Consider the following 13,102-nt stretch of genomic DNA (forward strand, 5'->3'; position numbering starts at 1 on the left):
CCTCGTCAGTATTAGCTTAGCGTAAGGCGTATTTACTCCTCTCGGGCAATCGCCCGGAAGGCGATATCACGCCGACATTCGACGCCATCCCAGTGAATAGCATTAACGCCCCGGTACGCCTGCTGCTGCGCCGCAGATACGCTATCGCCTAATGCCGTCACGCATAGCACTCGGCCACCTGCCGTGGTGATATCACCTTGAGCATTTTGCGCGGTACCGGCATGAAACACTTTGCAGCCCGTTTCTTCAGCCGCTGCTAAGCCGCGAATCACATCGCCCTTGCGGTAGCTGCCAGGGTAACCACCGGCAGCGAGTACCACACCTACCGCTGCGCGAGAGTCCCATTCGCAGCGCTGCCCGGCCAAGCGCCCCTCGGCACCCGCTAAGCACAGCTCAGCGAAATCAGAGGTTAAGCGCAGCATAATCGGCTGGGTTTCAGGATCACCAAAGCGGCAGTTGTACTCAATAACCTTGGGGTTGCCCGCTGCGTCGATCATCAGACCTGCATACAAGAACCCGGTATAGGCATTGCCCTCTGCGGCCATGCCACGCACGGTGGGCAGAATGACCTGCTCCATGATACGTGCGTCAACGTCGGGAGTGACCACCGGCGCTGGCGAATAGGCACCCATACCGCCGGTATTAGGGCCGGTATCACCATCATAGGCGCGCTTGTGGTCTTGGCTGGTGGCCATGGGGACGACATGCTCGCCGTCCACCATGACAATAAAGCTTGCCTCCTCGCCCTCCAGAAACTCCTCGATGACCACACGAGCGCCTGCACCGCCGAAGGCATTGGCTTCAAGCATATCGCGAATGGCAGCCTCAGCTTCAACTTCGCTCAGTGCCACAATGACGCCCTTGCCCGCAGCCAACCCATCCGCTTTAATCACAATCGGCGCGCCCATTTTGCTTAAATAGGCAAGCGCAGGGTCTACTTCAGTAAACGTTTGGTAGTCAGCCGAAGGAATGTCATGGCGGGCCAGGAAATCCTTGGTAAAAGATTTTGAACCTTCCAACTGGGCGGCGGCTTGAGTAGGACCAAAGATAGTTAAACCGGCTGCTTGGAACTGATCAACAACGCCTTCTACCAAGGGGGCCTCCGGGCCCACCACAGTTAAGTCAATCTGCTCATCACGGGCAAAAGCGACAAGGCTGTCGAGATCCGTTGCAGCAATCGCTACATTAGTCAGCTTTGCTTCCGTCGCGGTGCCGGCATTGCCGGGGGCGACAAATACCTGCTCAACCTGGGTAGATTGCGCCAATTTCCACGCCAGAGCGTGCTCGCGACCACCGCCGCCTATCATCAAAACCTTCATGTGCATCCTTCTCAAACGGGAGAGCGTATATCGGCGGCATTATGCCACAGCGCAGCACCAAGTGGGTCAGGAGGAGGGTTTGTTATCATTACTGGCGTCGCTGCTATCGCCTTCATGGGGCTCCGCGTTATCCGAGTCGTCGGCTTGACCAGGCTGGTTCAAGGTCTTTTGCCAAAACCGCATGTTCTCTTCGGTTAGCTCGCGCATAAACTCCAACGGCGTGTTACGCATTGCCTGCTTCCACTGGCTCTGCAGGCGTTTCTGCTGCTCCAGCATCAGTTGCGTACCCTGTTCAAGATAACGTGACAGCGGCAGCGGTGAGGTCATATCGTAAACACGGATTAATTGCGCCAGCAGATCGTTAGAAAACACTTCCGCTTCGCTGTCCGCCTGCTCCTGCTCGATAATGATAGAGAGCAGAATAGTACGCGTTAGGTCTTCTCCGCTTTTGGCATCTTCCACCTTAAACGGTTCTTCTTCGATGATTAAACGGCGCAGGTCTTCCAGCGTTACATAACGGCTCTGCTGAGTATCGTACAACCTGCGGTTTGCATATTTGCGAATTACGCGCACGGCGCATCTCCTTAAACGCGATAGGGGCTTTTATTCCCGTTACTGGTATTGTGCCTGCACCACGCGCCTATGCAAGCCACCTTGATAGTTTTGGTAGCCGTACTGCGCTAATTCTGTGACCAATAGACCATCATTATGAATTTGATTCTGCTCGATCCCAACGATCTCACCGACGATGGCCACGCCTGCATCACCGATCCACGTCGACTAGCACACCTTCACGATGTCCACCGCGCGGTGCCCGGCGACCTGCTCACCGTGGGTGTGCAAGGCGGCGCGATGGGTAAGGCGATGCTAAAAGAGCTCACCACTGAGCGCGCGTATTTTCAACTTGAAAACCTTGACGAGCCACCGCCGCCGCCATTACCCGTACATTTGGTATTAGCACTGCCCCGCCCCCGTATGTTAGCGCGTACGTTAGAGCATGTGACGGCACTAGGCGTCAAAGAGATCACCCTGCTACATACTAAACGGGTTGAGAAGAGCTATTGGCAGTCCCCTGAGTTACGCCCGGATAAAATCCACCAGCACTTGGTACTCGGCTTAGAGCAAGCTCGCGATACCCAGCTACCATCGGTCACCCTTAGCAAAGGCTTTCGTCCTTTTTTGGAGCAGCAACTGCCTGGCTTACTCGGTGCACGTCGCGGACTGGTAGCCCATCCTGGCATGCCCAACGCCTGCCCAAGAGACATAAGTGAACCTACCCTACTCTTGGTAGGCCCAGAGGGCGGCTTTATTGCTTGGGAGGTAGAGCAACTAATGCTAGCAGGCTGCGAGGGCATGCATCTTGGCCCGCGCATTCTACGCGTTGAAACAGCCGTGACCGCGCTTCTATCACGGCTGTTTTGAGCGTTTCTCGATATGAAATTTAGGACTGTTCATCTTCCGGGTCATGGGGAACAACGGTGGCGTTTTCCCCACACTCGGGCTCCTGCAAGAAGGTTTCACGCACATCCAGCAAGCCAAGGTGGCTAATGGTACGGCGCCCCAGCAGCAGCGGGTAGTTCATCTCTTCACGGTCGCGTAGGCTAAACTGCTCTTCGTAAATGGTATCGCCCATACAAACTTCCAGCAGCACCACAGGACGCTCGTCACGGCCGCCTGCTCCGCGAACAGCCAATTCTCGATAAAGCGGCCGCTCAATTTGGTCGCTGAATACTTCTCCACTTCCTTGATCTTCAAGCTTCAAACGAAAGCGCACCCACTCCTCGTCATCCTGCTCGAACATCTCTATATCGCGGGCGTCTAGTGAGGAGGTTAATGCTCCGCTATCAAGCTTGGCTTTTACCTCGATATCCCAGGGTTGCAGGGTAGCTTTTTCAACCCAGCCGAATACCTGATCATCATCTGCCATTGTCGTGGGAGCAGACAGCATGGCTCCTAACACCACACTGCTAAGAAACATCTTACCCATCAATTGCATAACGTCATCCTTGGAAAGTAGAAGCAACTTTAATACTGCTTACTGCGAACGCTGACGCAACTGCTCGAGCAGTTCCTGGGTCGCAAACCCATCCGGTATTAACCCTTGATCACGCTGAAAGTTCCGCAGGCCTTGCCGAGTGTTGGGCCCCATCACGCCGTCCGCGCCACCTACTGAGTATCCTACCCGGTTCAATGCGCGCTGAAGTTCTTGCACATCGTCTCGGGTGAGTGGCGCTTGATCACGCGGCCAGCTGTGCTGAATCCCTTCGCGTCCGGCGATCGCATCGCCTAAAGTCGCGACGGCTAGCGCATAACTGGTGGCGTTGTTATAGCGCAAGATCGCACGGAAATTAGCGCCTACCAAAAATGCAGGGCCATTAGCGCCAGCGGGTATCACAATGGCGGCGCTATCAAAGTTCGGCAATTCGCCCTGCTGCGCCTTTACGCCTTGGTTACGCCACTCGGCACTGCTGCGCCGCTCAGTCTGGGCGTAATCAAACCCTTCGGGCAGGCGTACCTCAACCCCCCAGGGCTGACCGCTTTGCCATCCTGCTCGGTCAAGATAGTTGGCCGTTGACGCCATGACATCGGGAATGCTGTCCCAGATATCGCGTCGACCATCGCCGTCGCCATCGACGGCATAGGCTTCGAAGCTACTGGGAATAAACTGAGTATGGCCCATCGCCCCAGCCCATGAGCCCTTCATGTCTTCAGCGGCGATATCACCTTGATCAATAATACGTAATGCCGCGAGCAGTTCACCTCGGGCAAAGTCACGGCGTCGGCCATCGTAAGCCAGCGTGGCAAGGGACTCCAAGGTCGAAAAATCACCAAAATTACTGCCGTAGTTACTTTCAATGCCCCAGATGGCGACGATTATCTCGGCTGGCACCCCATAGCGCTGCTCCATTTGCTGCGCGGTATTACGGTGATCAGCCAGCTTTTCTTGACCGTTAGTAATGCGCGTGGAGGACACCGCGGTATCCAGATACTCCCAAATAGGCCGGACAAATTCGGGCTGGTAGCCGTCGAGTTCAATCACTCGTTCACGGTAGCGAACGCCATCCAGCGCTTTATTCAGTGTCGCTTCGCTGATCCCTTGTCCAGCAGCGTACTGGCGAAAATCTCGAAGCCATTGTTGGAAATTAGCGTAGCTAACCTCAGTGGCAGCCTGGGTGTCTACTTCTGACATCAGTTGAGGGTTCGCTTGCACCCGACCACTGCACAGTGCCAGCGCACCCACGGCAAGTAAAAACGTTGCATACAAAGCAGAACGCCTGCTTGCTGACCCATTAACTTTCAAAGACATAGCATCATTCTCTCGGCAATCCATGGCATTGGCATGATAATGGCCCAGAAAAGCAGCGGATACTAGCCTTACCCATTCAGGCGCACTAAAACAACAACATGTAATAGCACCACTACTGCAGTAAGAAAGCCACGCAGTACCGGATACCAGCTGGGAAAGCCATCCCGACCTGCACGACTAAAATCGTAGCCACCCATCAGAATAAACCCAGCCAGCAGTACCCAAAGTCCAGCGCCAACATTAAGCAGCAGTGCAGGCCATGCGATTAAGCTCGGTAGCATGGCTAAAAGTAATCGCCAGCGGCTGCTGGGTTGAAGTACCTGCAATGCACTTCCCCAGTGCGCACCGCCCAAGAACGATAAAATAACAGCGCTATAGTAAACAAAACCATTAATAGCGGTTGCCTGCCATCCTAATGGCGCTGACCATGCCAGTACGCCGCCTGTGATAAATGGAATGAGCCCAGCAAGTCCAAGACTCCACGACAGGCGGCGCTCGCTAATCCACAACATCATAGCGTCTTAGCCCTTAAATCAACGTCATGACTACTCATTTCATCGATTTCTTGCACTTCTAAGCTCGGAATCAGCCAGCGCTCCCACTGCTCGGGCTCAACGCAGGGAGGCTTAAACGCCGTGGGGTCTACACGCCAAGGTTGATGACGCGCTAAACCATGAGGAAGCTTTTCAAGCGGCTTAAGCCAATGAGCAACATAAAGCCCCTGGGGATCGTAATGCCCTGCCTGCTTTAATACGTTAAAATAGCGATCCTGACGTGGATCACGTCCGATACCAGCAATATAGCGCCAATTGCCCCAGTTGCTGGCCACGTCATAATCAATCAGACAGTGCTCAAACCATAACGCCCCCAAACGCCAATCTACCTTTAAGTCTTTAACTAAAAAGCTGGCCACGTTTTGCCGGGCACGATTGGATAGCCACCCAGTGTGACGAAGTTCCAGCATAGCGGCATCTACAAACGGCAGCCCCGTCGTGCCGTTACGCCAGGCATCGAAAACGGCACACGGCTTGTCAGTCTGGCGGGAGCCAAACATTTGCTCACCTTCCAACTGAGCGGCGCGAATAAAATACTCCCGCCAGAGTAGCTCGAAGGTAATCCAGTAGCTCGATTCATTACTGCCATTTTCCGCTTCCCACGCCTTCACCGCGTCATTGACTTGGCGAGCCGACAGGCATCCACGCGCCAGCCAAGGTGAGACTCGGGTTGAAAAATTAGCTCCCAATAGCCCGTTGCGGGTCTTCTTGTAGGTTTCACCGCCCTGTTGACGCCACAAGTAATCTTTCAGGCGCCCATGTGCTGCTGACTCTCCTCCCCGATAGGCATAACCTTGACGAGAATCGGGATGCCAAGTAGCGCTCTGCTCACAGACCGCTTTGAGCGGCGGAAATCCTCTTGCCGCTTCCGGCCAGGGAGGCAGCGTTACAGGGGCGCAGCGGCTGACTGGGACAGTACATTCATGCTCCACGCTACGCCTAAAGCAAGAAAAGCTCGCAGGTAACGCTTCGCACTCAAAAGGTAATGACTGCCGATCAATGAGTCGTCCACTCTCTATGCACTCGAGTGCCGTCTGACTGGGTAAGCCTTGCTGAACCGCCTGAATATGCGCAGTTTCATCAACTCCTGCATGGTCAGCAACGCGTACCTGTCTTGCATTTAGCGTTGAAGCCAGTTCAATCACCACATCGCTGGGCTTACCAATCCGTACCAGCAGGTCGCTGCCGCGCTTTAGAAGCTCACCGCGTAGCTCCATTAAGCTTTGCCATAAAAAGCGCAAGCGCGCAGGCCCGATGCGCGGTGTCGATTCACCATCAAACAATGGATATAACCACTGCTCGTCTAACACATAGAGACACAGCAGAAAGCTAGGGGGAGAAGCGAAATGCAAAAGAGGATTGTCAGCAATGCGCAGATCATCTTGCAACCAGACAATATCAATCGTGCTGTACATGCTTGTGCCTCCTTGAGGTGCTTTGATGCCCTGACTGCCTAGCACTACGGCGGCACCGCTCGCTGCAGTAGCGCACCTCGTCCCAGCAGCGCGCCCATTTTTTCCGCCAGTCAAAAGGCCGCTGACAATGAGCACAAATTTTCTGCGGGAGATGTTGTTTGCGTCGCATGGTCACGTTTGATCACACTGTCCGCTTGGCTTGGTTTAAAACATGAACACATTATCTTATACAGTACAATTATTGTACATTATTTTATTATACACACTTTGCTTTGGTTGAACTCATTAGACATGTTTTTGGCATGCCTGCCCCAGACGCAAAAAAGCCACCCGAAGGTGGCTCAATAGTGGTCGACAAAGCAGCGGAGGCCGCAAGGCTAGTCCGGATCCGTCTCGCGGGGTTGGCGCTTGGCGTTTTCCTGGGTCTCCAGGCCGCTTTTAAGCTCATGGGTTAAGGGATCATAGTTCGGGCGTAACTCATCCTTTACGGTACCGCTCCACAGCTTGGAGCCAACAAAGTACCCGGCACGGCCAATCACGTGGGCCGCCACGGGGGCGGTCATCAGGATAAATACGATGATGGCAAATGAGCGGGCCACGATTCCCACTTCTGCAAAGTGCATAGCAGCTGCCAACATAATTAAGATAACGCCTAACGCGGCAGCCTTGGTAGTGGCATGCATACGCGTTAACAAATCGGGCAGCCGTAGCAATCCAACGGAGGCAAGAAGCATAAACAGCGCGCCACCGATAATTAATGCGCCCTTTATGAAATCAATCATCCCGCGGGCCTCCCCTTTCCAAAAAGCGCGCAAACGCAATGGCTGCCAAGAACCCCATTAGAGCAATCACAATGGCGGCATCCAGAAAACTAGCTACATCCGACTTAATCGCATAAACCCCAACTAGCCCCACTACGTTGGTGGAAAAAAGCTCTAAAGCCACGACACGGTCAGGCAGACTCGGGCCACGCACAACGCGAACGAAGGTGAGGATCAGCGCCACGCTCATAATCACCTGGCTGATAAGAATAACGGTATCCATTAGCGAAACAGCTCCAAAGCCCGGTGCTCCATCTCTTTTAAATTGCGCCGCAGCTCTTCCTCGTTGTCTAAAAACATCGCATGGATATACAGCACCTTACGATCATCCGACACATCCAGGCTCAGCGTGCCGGGTGTCAACGAAATGAGATTAGCCACCATGGTAATTTCCATTTCGGTGCGTGCAGAAAGCGGCATCGCAATGACCCCAGGCTTCATATGCCAAGGAGGAGTGACAATATCAAAGGCGACACGCAAGTTGGCTTGAACAAGCTCTTTTATAAAAAAACCAACAAAGCCGATAAAACGCGGTACACGCGCCGGATAGCCTTTTAGAGCGTCAAGCTGGGGTTCGATGAGTATCAGCGTGATGTAGCCAAATATTAGCCCGACAAGGAGGTTTAAGCCGCTAAAATCACCGCTTAACAGTACCCAAGCAAGGCCTAGCAGTAGGTTCCAAATGGCTCCCGTCATCGCGCTGCCTCCCCGGCGTCCGCCTTAGGTTGATCTTCCGCCCCCGTTGGCTGCAGCAGCACGTCGTCTGCACTGGCTGAAGCACCCAATACGGCTTCGATATACCCCGAGGGTTCAAACAGTTGATCACCAATACCCATCATCACCCACATAATTGGCTCTGCAAGCACACCAATGAGCAGAGAAAATAACGCCAACACCATAACGGGCAAATACATCATCCACAGGCTGGGCTTTAACAACCGACCGTCATCGCCAGTGGGTGTGGCGGTCTCTGGCACGTGATTATCTTCGGGTAACGACTTCCAAAACACTTCATTCCAAATTTTCACCATGGAATAGAGCGTCATTAATCCCACCGCCAGAGCAATACCGGTCACCACATAGGCTTCAACTTCCAGGCCCGCACGCACTATCACGAATTTGGCAAAAAAGCCTGACAGGGGCGGTATCCCCGCCAGCGAGAAGGCAGAAAGAAAGAAGGCAACCGCCAACCAAGGCCGCTCACGGTACAAGCCACCCATTTTTTTAAGCTGGTAGGTTCCCTGCAAACGGTGGGTGATACCACTGATCAAGAAGAGATTGGTCTTCACCACCATGTTATGCACGATGGCAAACACGCCACCGGCGATCGCCAAAGGGGTGTAAAGGGCTAAGCCTAAGATCATATAGCCAATCTGGCTGACGATATGAAATGACAATATTCGCCTAAATTCGTGCTGGGCGGCGGCACCGAGCACACCTGTGACCATGGTGAAGGCAGCGCCCCAGAACATAATCTCCTGTAAATAGCCCATGGTTTGATCAAACATCAGGGTGAAGACACGGAACATCGCATACACACCCACCTTGGTGAGCAAACCGGCAAACAGCGCCGAAACAGCGACCGGTGGGGTGTGATAAGAGGCTGGCAGCCAGAAAAACAGCGGAAAGGCGGCGGCTTTGATACCAAAGGCCACCATAAACATAACCGCCAACACTTCCACCATGCCGGTGTGCTCTGCTTCATCCATGCGCAGCGCAATGTCGGCCATGTTGAGTGTACCCACCATGCCATACAGCAGCCCCACTGCGGTTAGGAAGATGACAGATGCCAACAGGTTCAAGGTGACGTACTTAATCGCCCCTTCCATCTGCGCGCGCTCTCCCCCCAGGATCAGCAGCGCAAAAGAGGCCACCAGCATTACCTCAAACCATACATAGAGGTTAAAGATATCGCCGGTTAAGAAGGCCCCCATCACCCCGGCGAGCAACAGGTGCATTAACGGATAGTAGCCAAATTTTTCATGACCGCGGCCAGTGGTGGCCAGCGAATAAACCCCCATCGCCAAACCGATGATAGCGGTCATCAATACCATCACCGCACTTAACAGATCGGCGATTAAGGTAATCCCAAAGGGAGCTGGCCAGCTACCCATTTGCATGGTGACATAGCCATCTGACAAGGTAGATACAAACAGCCAAAGGCTAACAATCAGCAGTGCAACATTGCCTGCCACCGCCAAAAAGCGCTGCATGGGACGCGAGCGCCAAAACAATAAGGAGACGGCCCCGGTCAGCAGGGGCAAGAGGACGGGAAGTGCAACTTCAGGCCTCACGTATCAGTATCCTTCATCTTATCGAGATCATCAGCCTTAACGACTTCGTAGGCGCGTCGAATCAGTACCACGGCAAAGGCAAGTACCCCAAAGGCAATCACAATGGCTGTTAGCACAACCGCTTGAGGCAAGGGGTCGGCTACCCCGCTGGGCGGCAGCATCATGCCTTCTGCAATCAGTGGCGGCAAACCCCGGGTCATGCCTGCGGTGGTAAAAATCAGTAAATTGGCGGCGTTCGAGAGCAGCATTAAGCCAATCACCAGCTTAACGATAGAGCGGCGCAGCATCATAAAAATAGCCGCCGCATAAAGTAGACCTATCGCCACTGCCATTAAGGGTTCCATGCTGTCTCTCCTGTTAACTCAAGGTTCATCCTTATCAACTTCCATCAGCGTCATCACCATCCCAGTGACCGAGCCCAACACGGCGAAATAAACGCCAATATCAAAAATCAGCGGCGTGGAGGCTTTAAAGTCAATAACCGGGATAGTCCACCACTGGGCGGTCAGAAATGGCTGCCCAATAAACCAGGCCGGCACTACCGAGATCATCCCCAGTAGCAAGCCAACACCGATCAAATCGCGAGGGTCGACCATCCGCAGCACTTCTTTAGTGGCACTAACGCCAAAGGCAAACAGATAGAGCGTAAAGGCCCCCGCTGCAACCAAGCCGGCAATAAACCCTCCGCCTGGCTCGTCATGCCCGCGCAGCAGTAAGAAAATAGAAAACATCAACTGCAGCGGCATTAAAAACCGTGCGGCGGTATTGAGAATAATCGTGCCTGACTTAACCATCGTAAGGCTCCTTGGCCGCCACTTTGCTGCTATCGGCGTTTTTTACGCCATTGTTTTCCCTATTGCCGTTTTCACCATGACGCCCATCCCCATGACGTAGCTTCAACATGGCGATAACGCCGATGGCGGCAAGCGCTAACACGAACATCTCACCTAAGGTATCCAGAGCACGGTAATCGACCAAAATGACGTTAACGATATTGCGGCCATACGCCAAAGGCGCACTGTTTTCAATCATATAGGTCGAAATAGGCTCAAACTGTTGAATGCTCCACGAGGTCATAATCAATAGGCAGATCAGAATACCCATCATCGCAGCCACCACGCCATCGCGTATGCGCTCCAAGCTGGTGGAAAGATTAGAGAAGCGCGGCAGACGAAACAGTACGAGCACCAGCAAAATAACCGTTAAGGTCTCTACCAGCAGTTGGGTAATTGCCAGATCTGGCGCACTGAACAGAATAAAAATTAACGCAATAGAAAAGCCCATTACCCCTACAGAAACTACTGCCCCAAGCCGGGAACGAGTAATGGTCGCAAATAGCGCCCCCATCGCCATGGTGCCTGCCACAACCACCTCGTGAAAGCGTACATCCAGGTCAAAGGTAAACACAGGCGAATGGCGTAATAGAATTGAATTACCGATCAGTGCAATAAGCGTCGCTAACATCACTAAAATATAGTTCCGCATGTAGCCGTTTTGGAGCAGCCGCGTTTGCCACTCGGAGAAGAGCACAATGCCATTCATCATGCTTTCGTAGCCCGCCTCGGGGCCATGACGCATCAAAGGTGCCAAGGCAAAGAGCTTGCCACGCACGCTGTCCCAACGCCTAAACAGCAAAAAGCCTAACCCAAGGCTAACGATCGACATTATCAACGCGACGTTAATGCCATACCAAAGCGACAGCGCCACCTCTAATGTTTGCCCGGATATAGCCGTGGCGGTTGCCGTTAACAACGCATCAGCACCCAGTACAGCGGGCATCAGGCCTAACAGGAGCGACCCTAGCGCGAGCAATGCGGGCCCAAGCAGCATGCCAAGCGGCGCTTCATGTGGCTCAAGCGGGGTTTGGTGACGTTGACCGTAAAAAGGACGTAACGCCACAATAAAGGCGACCGCGATAGTCAAAACAGAGGCCAGAAAGGCGAACAATACCAGTAGTGTTCGGAAACTATCGGCGCCGAGTACTGATTCAAGCATCAGCTCTTTACCGATAAAGCCGAGTAGCGGCGGCACGCCGGCAAGCGAAAGCGCAGCCACCAACGCAATGGTGGCAGTCAACGGCATCACTGAGCGTAACCCGCCCATCTGGGTAACGTCTTTCGTGCCGGTTTCATGATCGAGAATACCGGCGACCATAAACAGCGCCCCTTTATAGAGAGAGTGCGCCAAAAGAAATGTCACAAATGCGGTCATCGCGTACTCGGTACCGATGCCCAATAGCATCGTCAGCGTGCCTAGCGCCATGATGGTCGAGTAAGCGAGCAGCTTTTTGATATTGGTGTGATGAATCGCTAAAAATGCACCTACCAGCATAGTGGTCGCGCCAACCACGGAAAGAACACCGACCCATAACTCAGTACCGCCCAGCTCTGGGTGTAAACGCGCCAGCAGGTAAATACCCGCTTTCACCATGGTGGCCGAGTGCAAGTAAGCCGATACCGGAGTCGGCGCGGCCATAGCGTTGGGTAACCAGAAGTGAAATGGAAACTGAGCCGACTTGGTGAAGGCTCCAAGCAGCAAACAGATCAGCATCGGCGTGTAGAGTGCATGCTCACGCAGATCAGCCTCCTGGTCTAGAATCTCCGCCAGCGACCAGCTACCGCTTGCAATCCCTAGCAGCACCAGCCCAGCCATTAACGCTAACCCGCCCGCCACGGTAACGAATAGGCCCTGCCGAGCTGATTTTCGCGCATTGATATCAGCGTGGTTAAAACCAATCAGCAAATAGGAGGTAATGCTGGTCAATTCCCAAAAAACAAATAGCGTTAATAAGCCGTCAGCTAATACCAGCCCCAGCATCGACACCATGAAAGCGACCAAGGCGATGTGAAATCGGGCAATATCAGGATGATCTTTAAGGTAGCCACCGGCATACACCAGCACACAGGCGCCCATAACGGTAATCAACAGCCCAAATAGCAGCGATAGGCCATCTAGCAAGAAGGTGAGGCTGATCCCCAGGGAAGGCACCCACTGCCACTCTAAAAGCAGGCTGCCGTTCTCAATGACCTCAGGCGCTTGCAGTGCCAGCCACGCCGCCAATCCGGCAGGAAATAGTGCCAGAACCAGGCTGGTACGCTGACCAAACCAGTGGTTTAACATTGGCGATAGCGCCGCCAGCACGAAACCCATTAACACGGCAAATTGTATCAAGCGAAACCCCCTGAAGAACGAAAGGCTCACCACCCAGACAGCCGCTAGCGGTTAGACACCTTGCTTTGCCAATGATATGCCAGCGTTGAATAATAGTGATTCTAAAGTTGTACACCATATAACAGGCAGTTTTGACTGACCAGTCAAACGCTTAAACGCAAACAGCCGCACAGCGATTAATTTCGCAGGGCGGCTGCTATTAGCTTTCAGTTATGACAACT

15 protein-coding genes are annotated in these 13,102 nt (G+C 53.5%); 1 reads left to right on the plus strand and 14 read right to left on the minus strand.

What is annotated here, in order from left to right:
• Positions 1–32: 32 nt before the first annotated feature.
• Positions 33–1,319, minus strand: coding sequence for a phosphoribosylamine--glycine ligase (purD, locus tag KF947_RS03670; protein ID WP_227405472.1), 1,287 nt, complete (start codon positions 1,317–1,319; stop codon positions 33–35).
• Between the two features lie 66 nt (positions 1,320–1,385).
• On the minus strand, positions 1,386–1,892 hold the full coding sequence (gene phaR / locus KF947_RS03675; RefSeq protein ID WP_133730197.1) for a polyhydroxyalkanoate synthesis repressor PhaR: 507 nt from the start codon (positions 1,890–1,892) through the stop codon (positions 1,386–1,388).
• 135 nt (positions 1,893–2,027) lie between these two features.
• On the opposite strand from phaR, the gene KF947_RS03680 reads away from it, so the two are divergent.
• A complete protein-coding gene (locus KF947_RS03680; protein WP_133730196.1) occupies positions 2,028–2,741 on the plus strand; it encodes a 16S rRNA (uracil(1498)-N(3))-methyltransferase in 714 nt (237 codons plus the stop codon).
• Between the two features lie 19 nt (positions 2,742–2,760).
• On the opposite strand, the gene KF947_RS03685 is transcribed toward KF947_RS03680, so the two are convergent.
• The 12 genes from KF947_RS03685 to KF947_RS03740 form a co-directional block, all read right to left on the minus strand.
• Entirely contained in the window at positions 2,761–3,315 is a 555-nt protein-coding gene (locus tag KF947_RS03685) for an ATP-dependent zinc protease (protein WP_133730195.1), read from the minus strand.
• Between the two features lie 39 nt (positions 3,316–3,354).
• Complete coding sequence (locus KF947_RS03690; RefSeq protein ID WP_227405473.1) at positions 3,355–4,626, minus strand: lytic murein transglycosylase; 1,272 nt, start codon at positions 4,624–4,626, stop codon at positions 3,355–3,357.
• 68 nt (positions 4,627–4,694) lie between these two features.
• Complete coding sequence (locus KF947_RS03695; RefSeq protein ID WP_227405474.1) at positions 4,695–5,141, minus strand: DUF3429 domain-containing protein; 447 nt, start codon at positions 5,139–5,141, stop codon at positions 4,695–4,697.
• Positions 5,138–6,595, minus strand: a complete 1,458-nt coding sequence (locus KF947_RS03700) for a DASH family cryptochrome (RefSeq protein WP_133730192.1) — start codon at positions 6,593–6,595, stop codon at positions 5,138–5,140. Before KF947_RS03700 ends, KF947_RS03695 begins: the two co-directional genes overlap by 4 nt.
• Positions 6,579–6,764 carry a DUF2256 domain-containing protein gene (locus KF947_RS22200; RefSeq protein WP_133730239.1) on the minus strand — a complete coding sequence of 62 codons (186 nt, stop codon included), beginning with the start codon at positions 6,762–6,764 and terminating at the stop codon, positions 6,579–6,581. Before KF947_RS22200 ends, KF947_RS03700 begins: the two co-directional genes overlap by 17 nt.
• Positions 6,765–6,972: 208 nt before the next feature.
• Positions 6,973–7,377, minus strand: coding sequence for a monovalent cation/H(+) antiporter subunit G (gene mnhG / locus KF947_RS03710; protein ID WP_071693775.1), 405 nt, complete (start codon positions 7,375–7,377; stop codon positions 6,973–6,975).
• Entirely contained in the window at positions 7,370–7,639 is a 270-nt protein-coding gene (locus KF947_RS03715; protein ID WP_227405475.1) for a monovalent cation/H+ antiporter complex subunit F, read from the minus strand. The genes mnhG and KF947_RS03715 overlap by 8 nt, the downstream gene beginning before the upstream one ends.
• A complete protein-coding gene (locus tag KF947_RS03720) occupies positions 7,639–8,112 on the minus strand; it encodes a Na+/H+ antiporter subunit E (RefSeq protein WP_227405476.1) in 474 nt (157 codons plus the stop codon). Before KF947_RS03720 ends, KF947_RS03715 begins: the two co-directional genes overlap by 1 nt.
• Entirely contained in the window at positions 8,109–9,710 is a 1,602-nt protein-coding gene (locus tag KF947_RS03725) for a Na+/H+ antiporter subunit D (protein ID WP_227405477.1), read from the minus strand. The genes KF947_RS03720 and KF947_RS03725 overlap by 4 nt, the downstream gene beginning before the upstream one ends.
• Positions 9,707–10,054 (minus strand): Na+/H+ antiporter subunit C, encoded by a 348-nt coding sequence (locus KF947_RS03730; RefSeq protein ID WP_227405478.1) that lies wholly within the window; start codon positions 10,052–10,054, stop codon positions 9,707–9,709. The genes KF947_RS03725 and KF947_RS03730 overlap by 4 nt, the downstream gene beginning before the upstream one ends.
• Positions 10,055–10,072: 18 nt before the next feature.
• Entirely contained in the window at positions 10,073–10,504 is a 432-nt protein-coding gene (locus KF947_RS03735) for a Na+/H+ antiporter subunit B (RefSeq protein WP_227405479.1), read from the minus strand.
• Complete coding sequence (locus tag KF947_RS03740) at positions 10,497–12,878, minus strand: putative monovalent cation/H+ antiporter subunit A (RefSeq protein ID WP_227406273.1); 2,382 nt, start codon at positions 12,876–12,878, stop codon at positions 10,497–10,499. The genes KF947_RS03735 and KF947_RS03740 overlap by 8 nt, the downstream gene beginning before the upstream one ends.
• Positions 12,879–13,102 lie beyond the last annotated feature (224 nt).

The sequence above is a fragment of the Halomonas sp. FeN2 genome (assembly GCF_020595105.1).
GTDB lineage: Bacteria > Pseudomonadota > Gammaproteobacteria > Pseudomonadales > Halomonadaceae > Vreelandella > Vreelandella neptunia.

Excerpts from the sequence above, each read along its gene's own strand:
- purD (WP_227405472.1), bottom strand. The coding sequence starts at position 1,319 with ATGAAGGTTTTGATGATAGGCGGCGGTGGTCGCGAGCACGCTCTGGCG.
- KF947_RS03680 (WP_133730196.1), top strand. The coding sequence starts at position 2,028 with ATGAATTTGATTCTGCTCGATCCCAACGATCTCACCGACGATGGCCAC.
- KF947_RS03685 (WP_133730195.1), bottom strand. The coding sequence starts at position 3,315 with ATGCAATTGATGGGTAAGATGTTTCTTAGCAGTGTGGTGTTAGGAGCC.
- KF947_RS03690 (WP_227405473.1), bottom strand. The coding sequence starts at position 4,626 with ATGTCTTTGAAAGTTAATGGGTCAGCAAGCAGGCGTTCTGCTTTGTAT.
- KF947_RS03695 (WP_227405474.1), bottom strand. The coding sequence starts at position 5,141 with ATGATGTTGTGGATTAGCGAGCGCCGCCTGTCGTGGAGTCTTGGACTT.
- KF947_RS03700 (WP_133730192.1), bottom strand. The coding sequence starts at position 6,595 with ATGTACAGCACGATTGATATTGTCTGGTTGCAAGATGATCTGCGCATT.
- KF947_RS22200 (WP_133730239.1), bottom strand. The coding sequence starts at position 6,764 with ATGCGACGCAAACAACATCTCCCGCAGAAAATTTGTGCTCATTGTCAG.
- mnhG (WP_071693775.1), bottom strand. The coding sequence starts at position 7,377 with ATGATTGATTTCATAAAGGGCGCATTAATTATCGGTGGCGCGCTGTTT.
- KF947_RS03715 (WP_227405475.1), bottom strand. The coding sequence starts at position 7,639 with ATGGATACCGTTATTCTTATCAGCCAGGTGATTATGAGCGTGGCGCTG.
- KF947_RS03720 (WP_227405476.1), bottom strand. The coding sequence starts at position 8,112 with ATGACGGGAGCCATTTGGAACCTACTGCTAGGCCTTGCTTGGGTACTG.
- KF947_RS03730 (WP_227405478.1), bottom strand. The coding sequence starts at position 10,054 with ATGGAACCCTTAATGGCAGTGGCGATAGGTCTACTTTATGCGGCGGCT.
- KF947_RS03735 (WP_227405479.1), bottom strand. The coding sequence starts at position 10,504 with ATGGTTAAGTCAGGCACGATTATTCTCAATACCGCCGCACGGTTTTTA.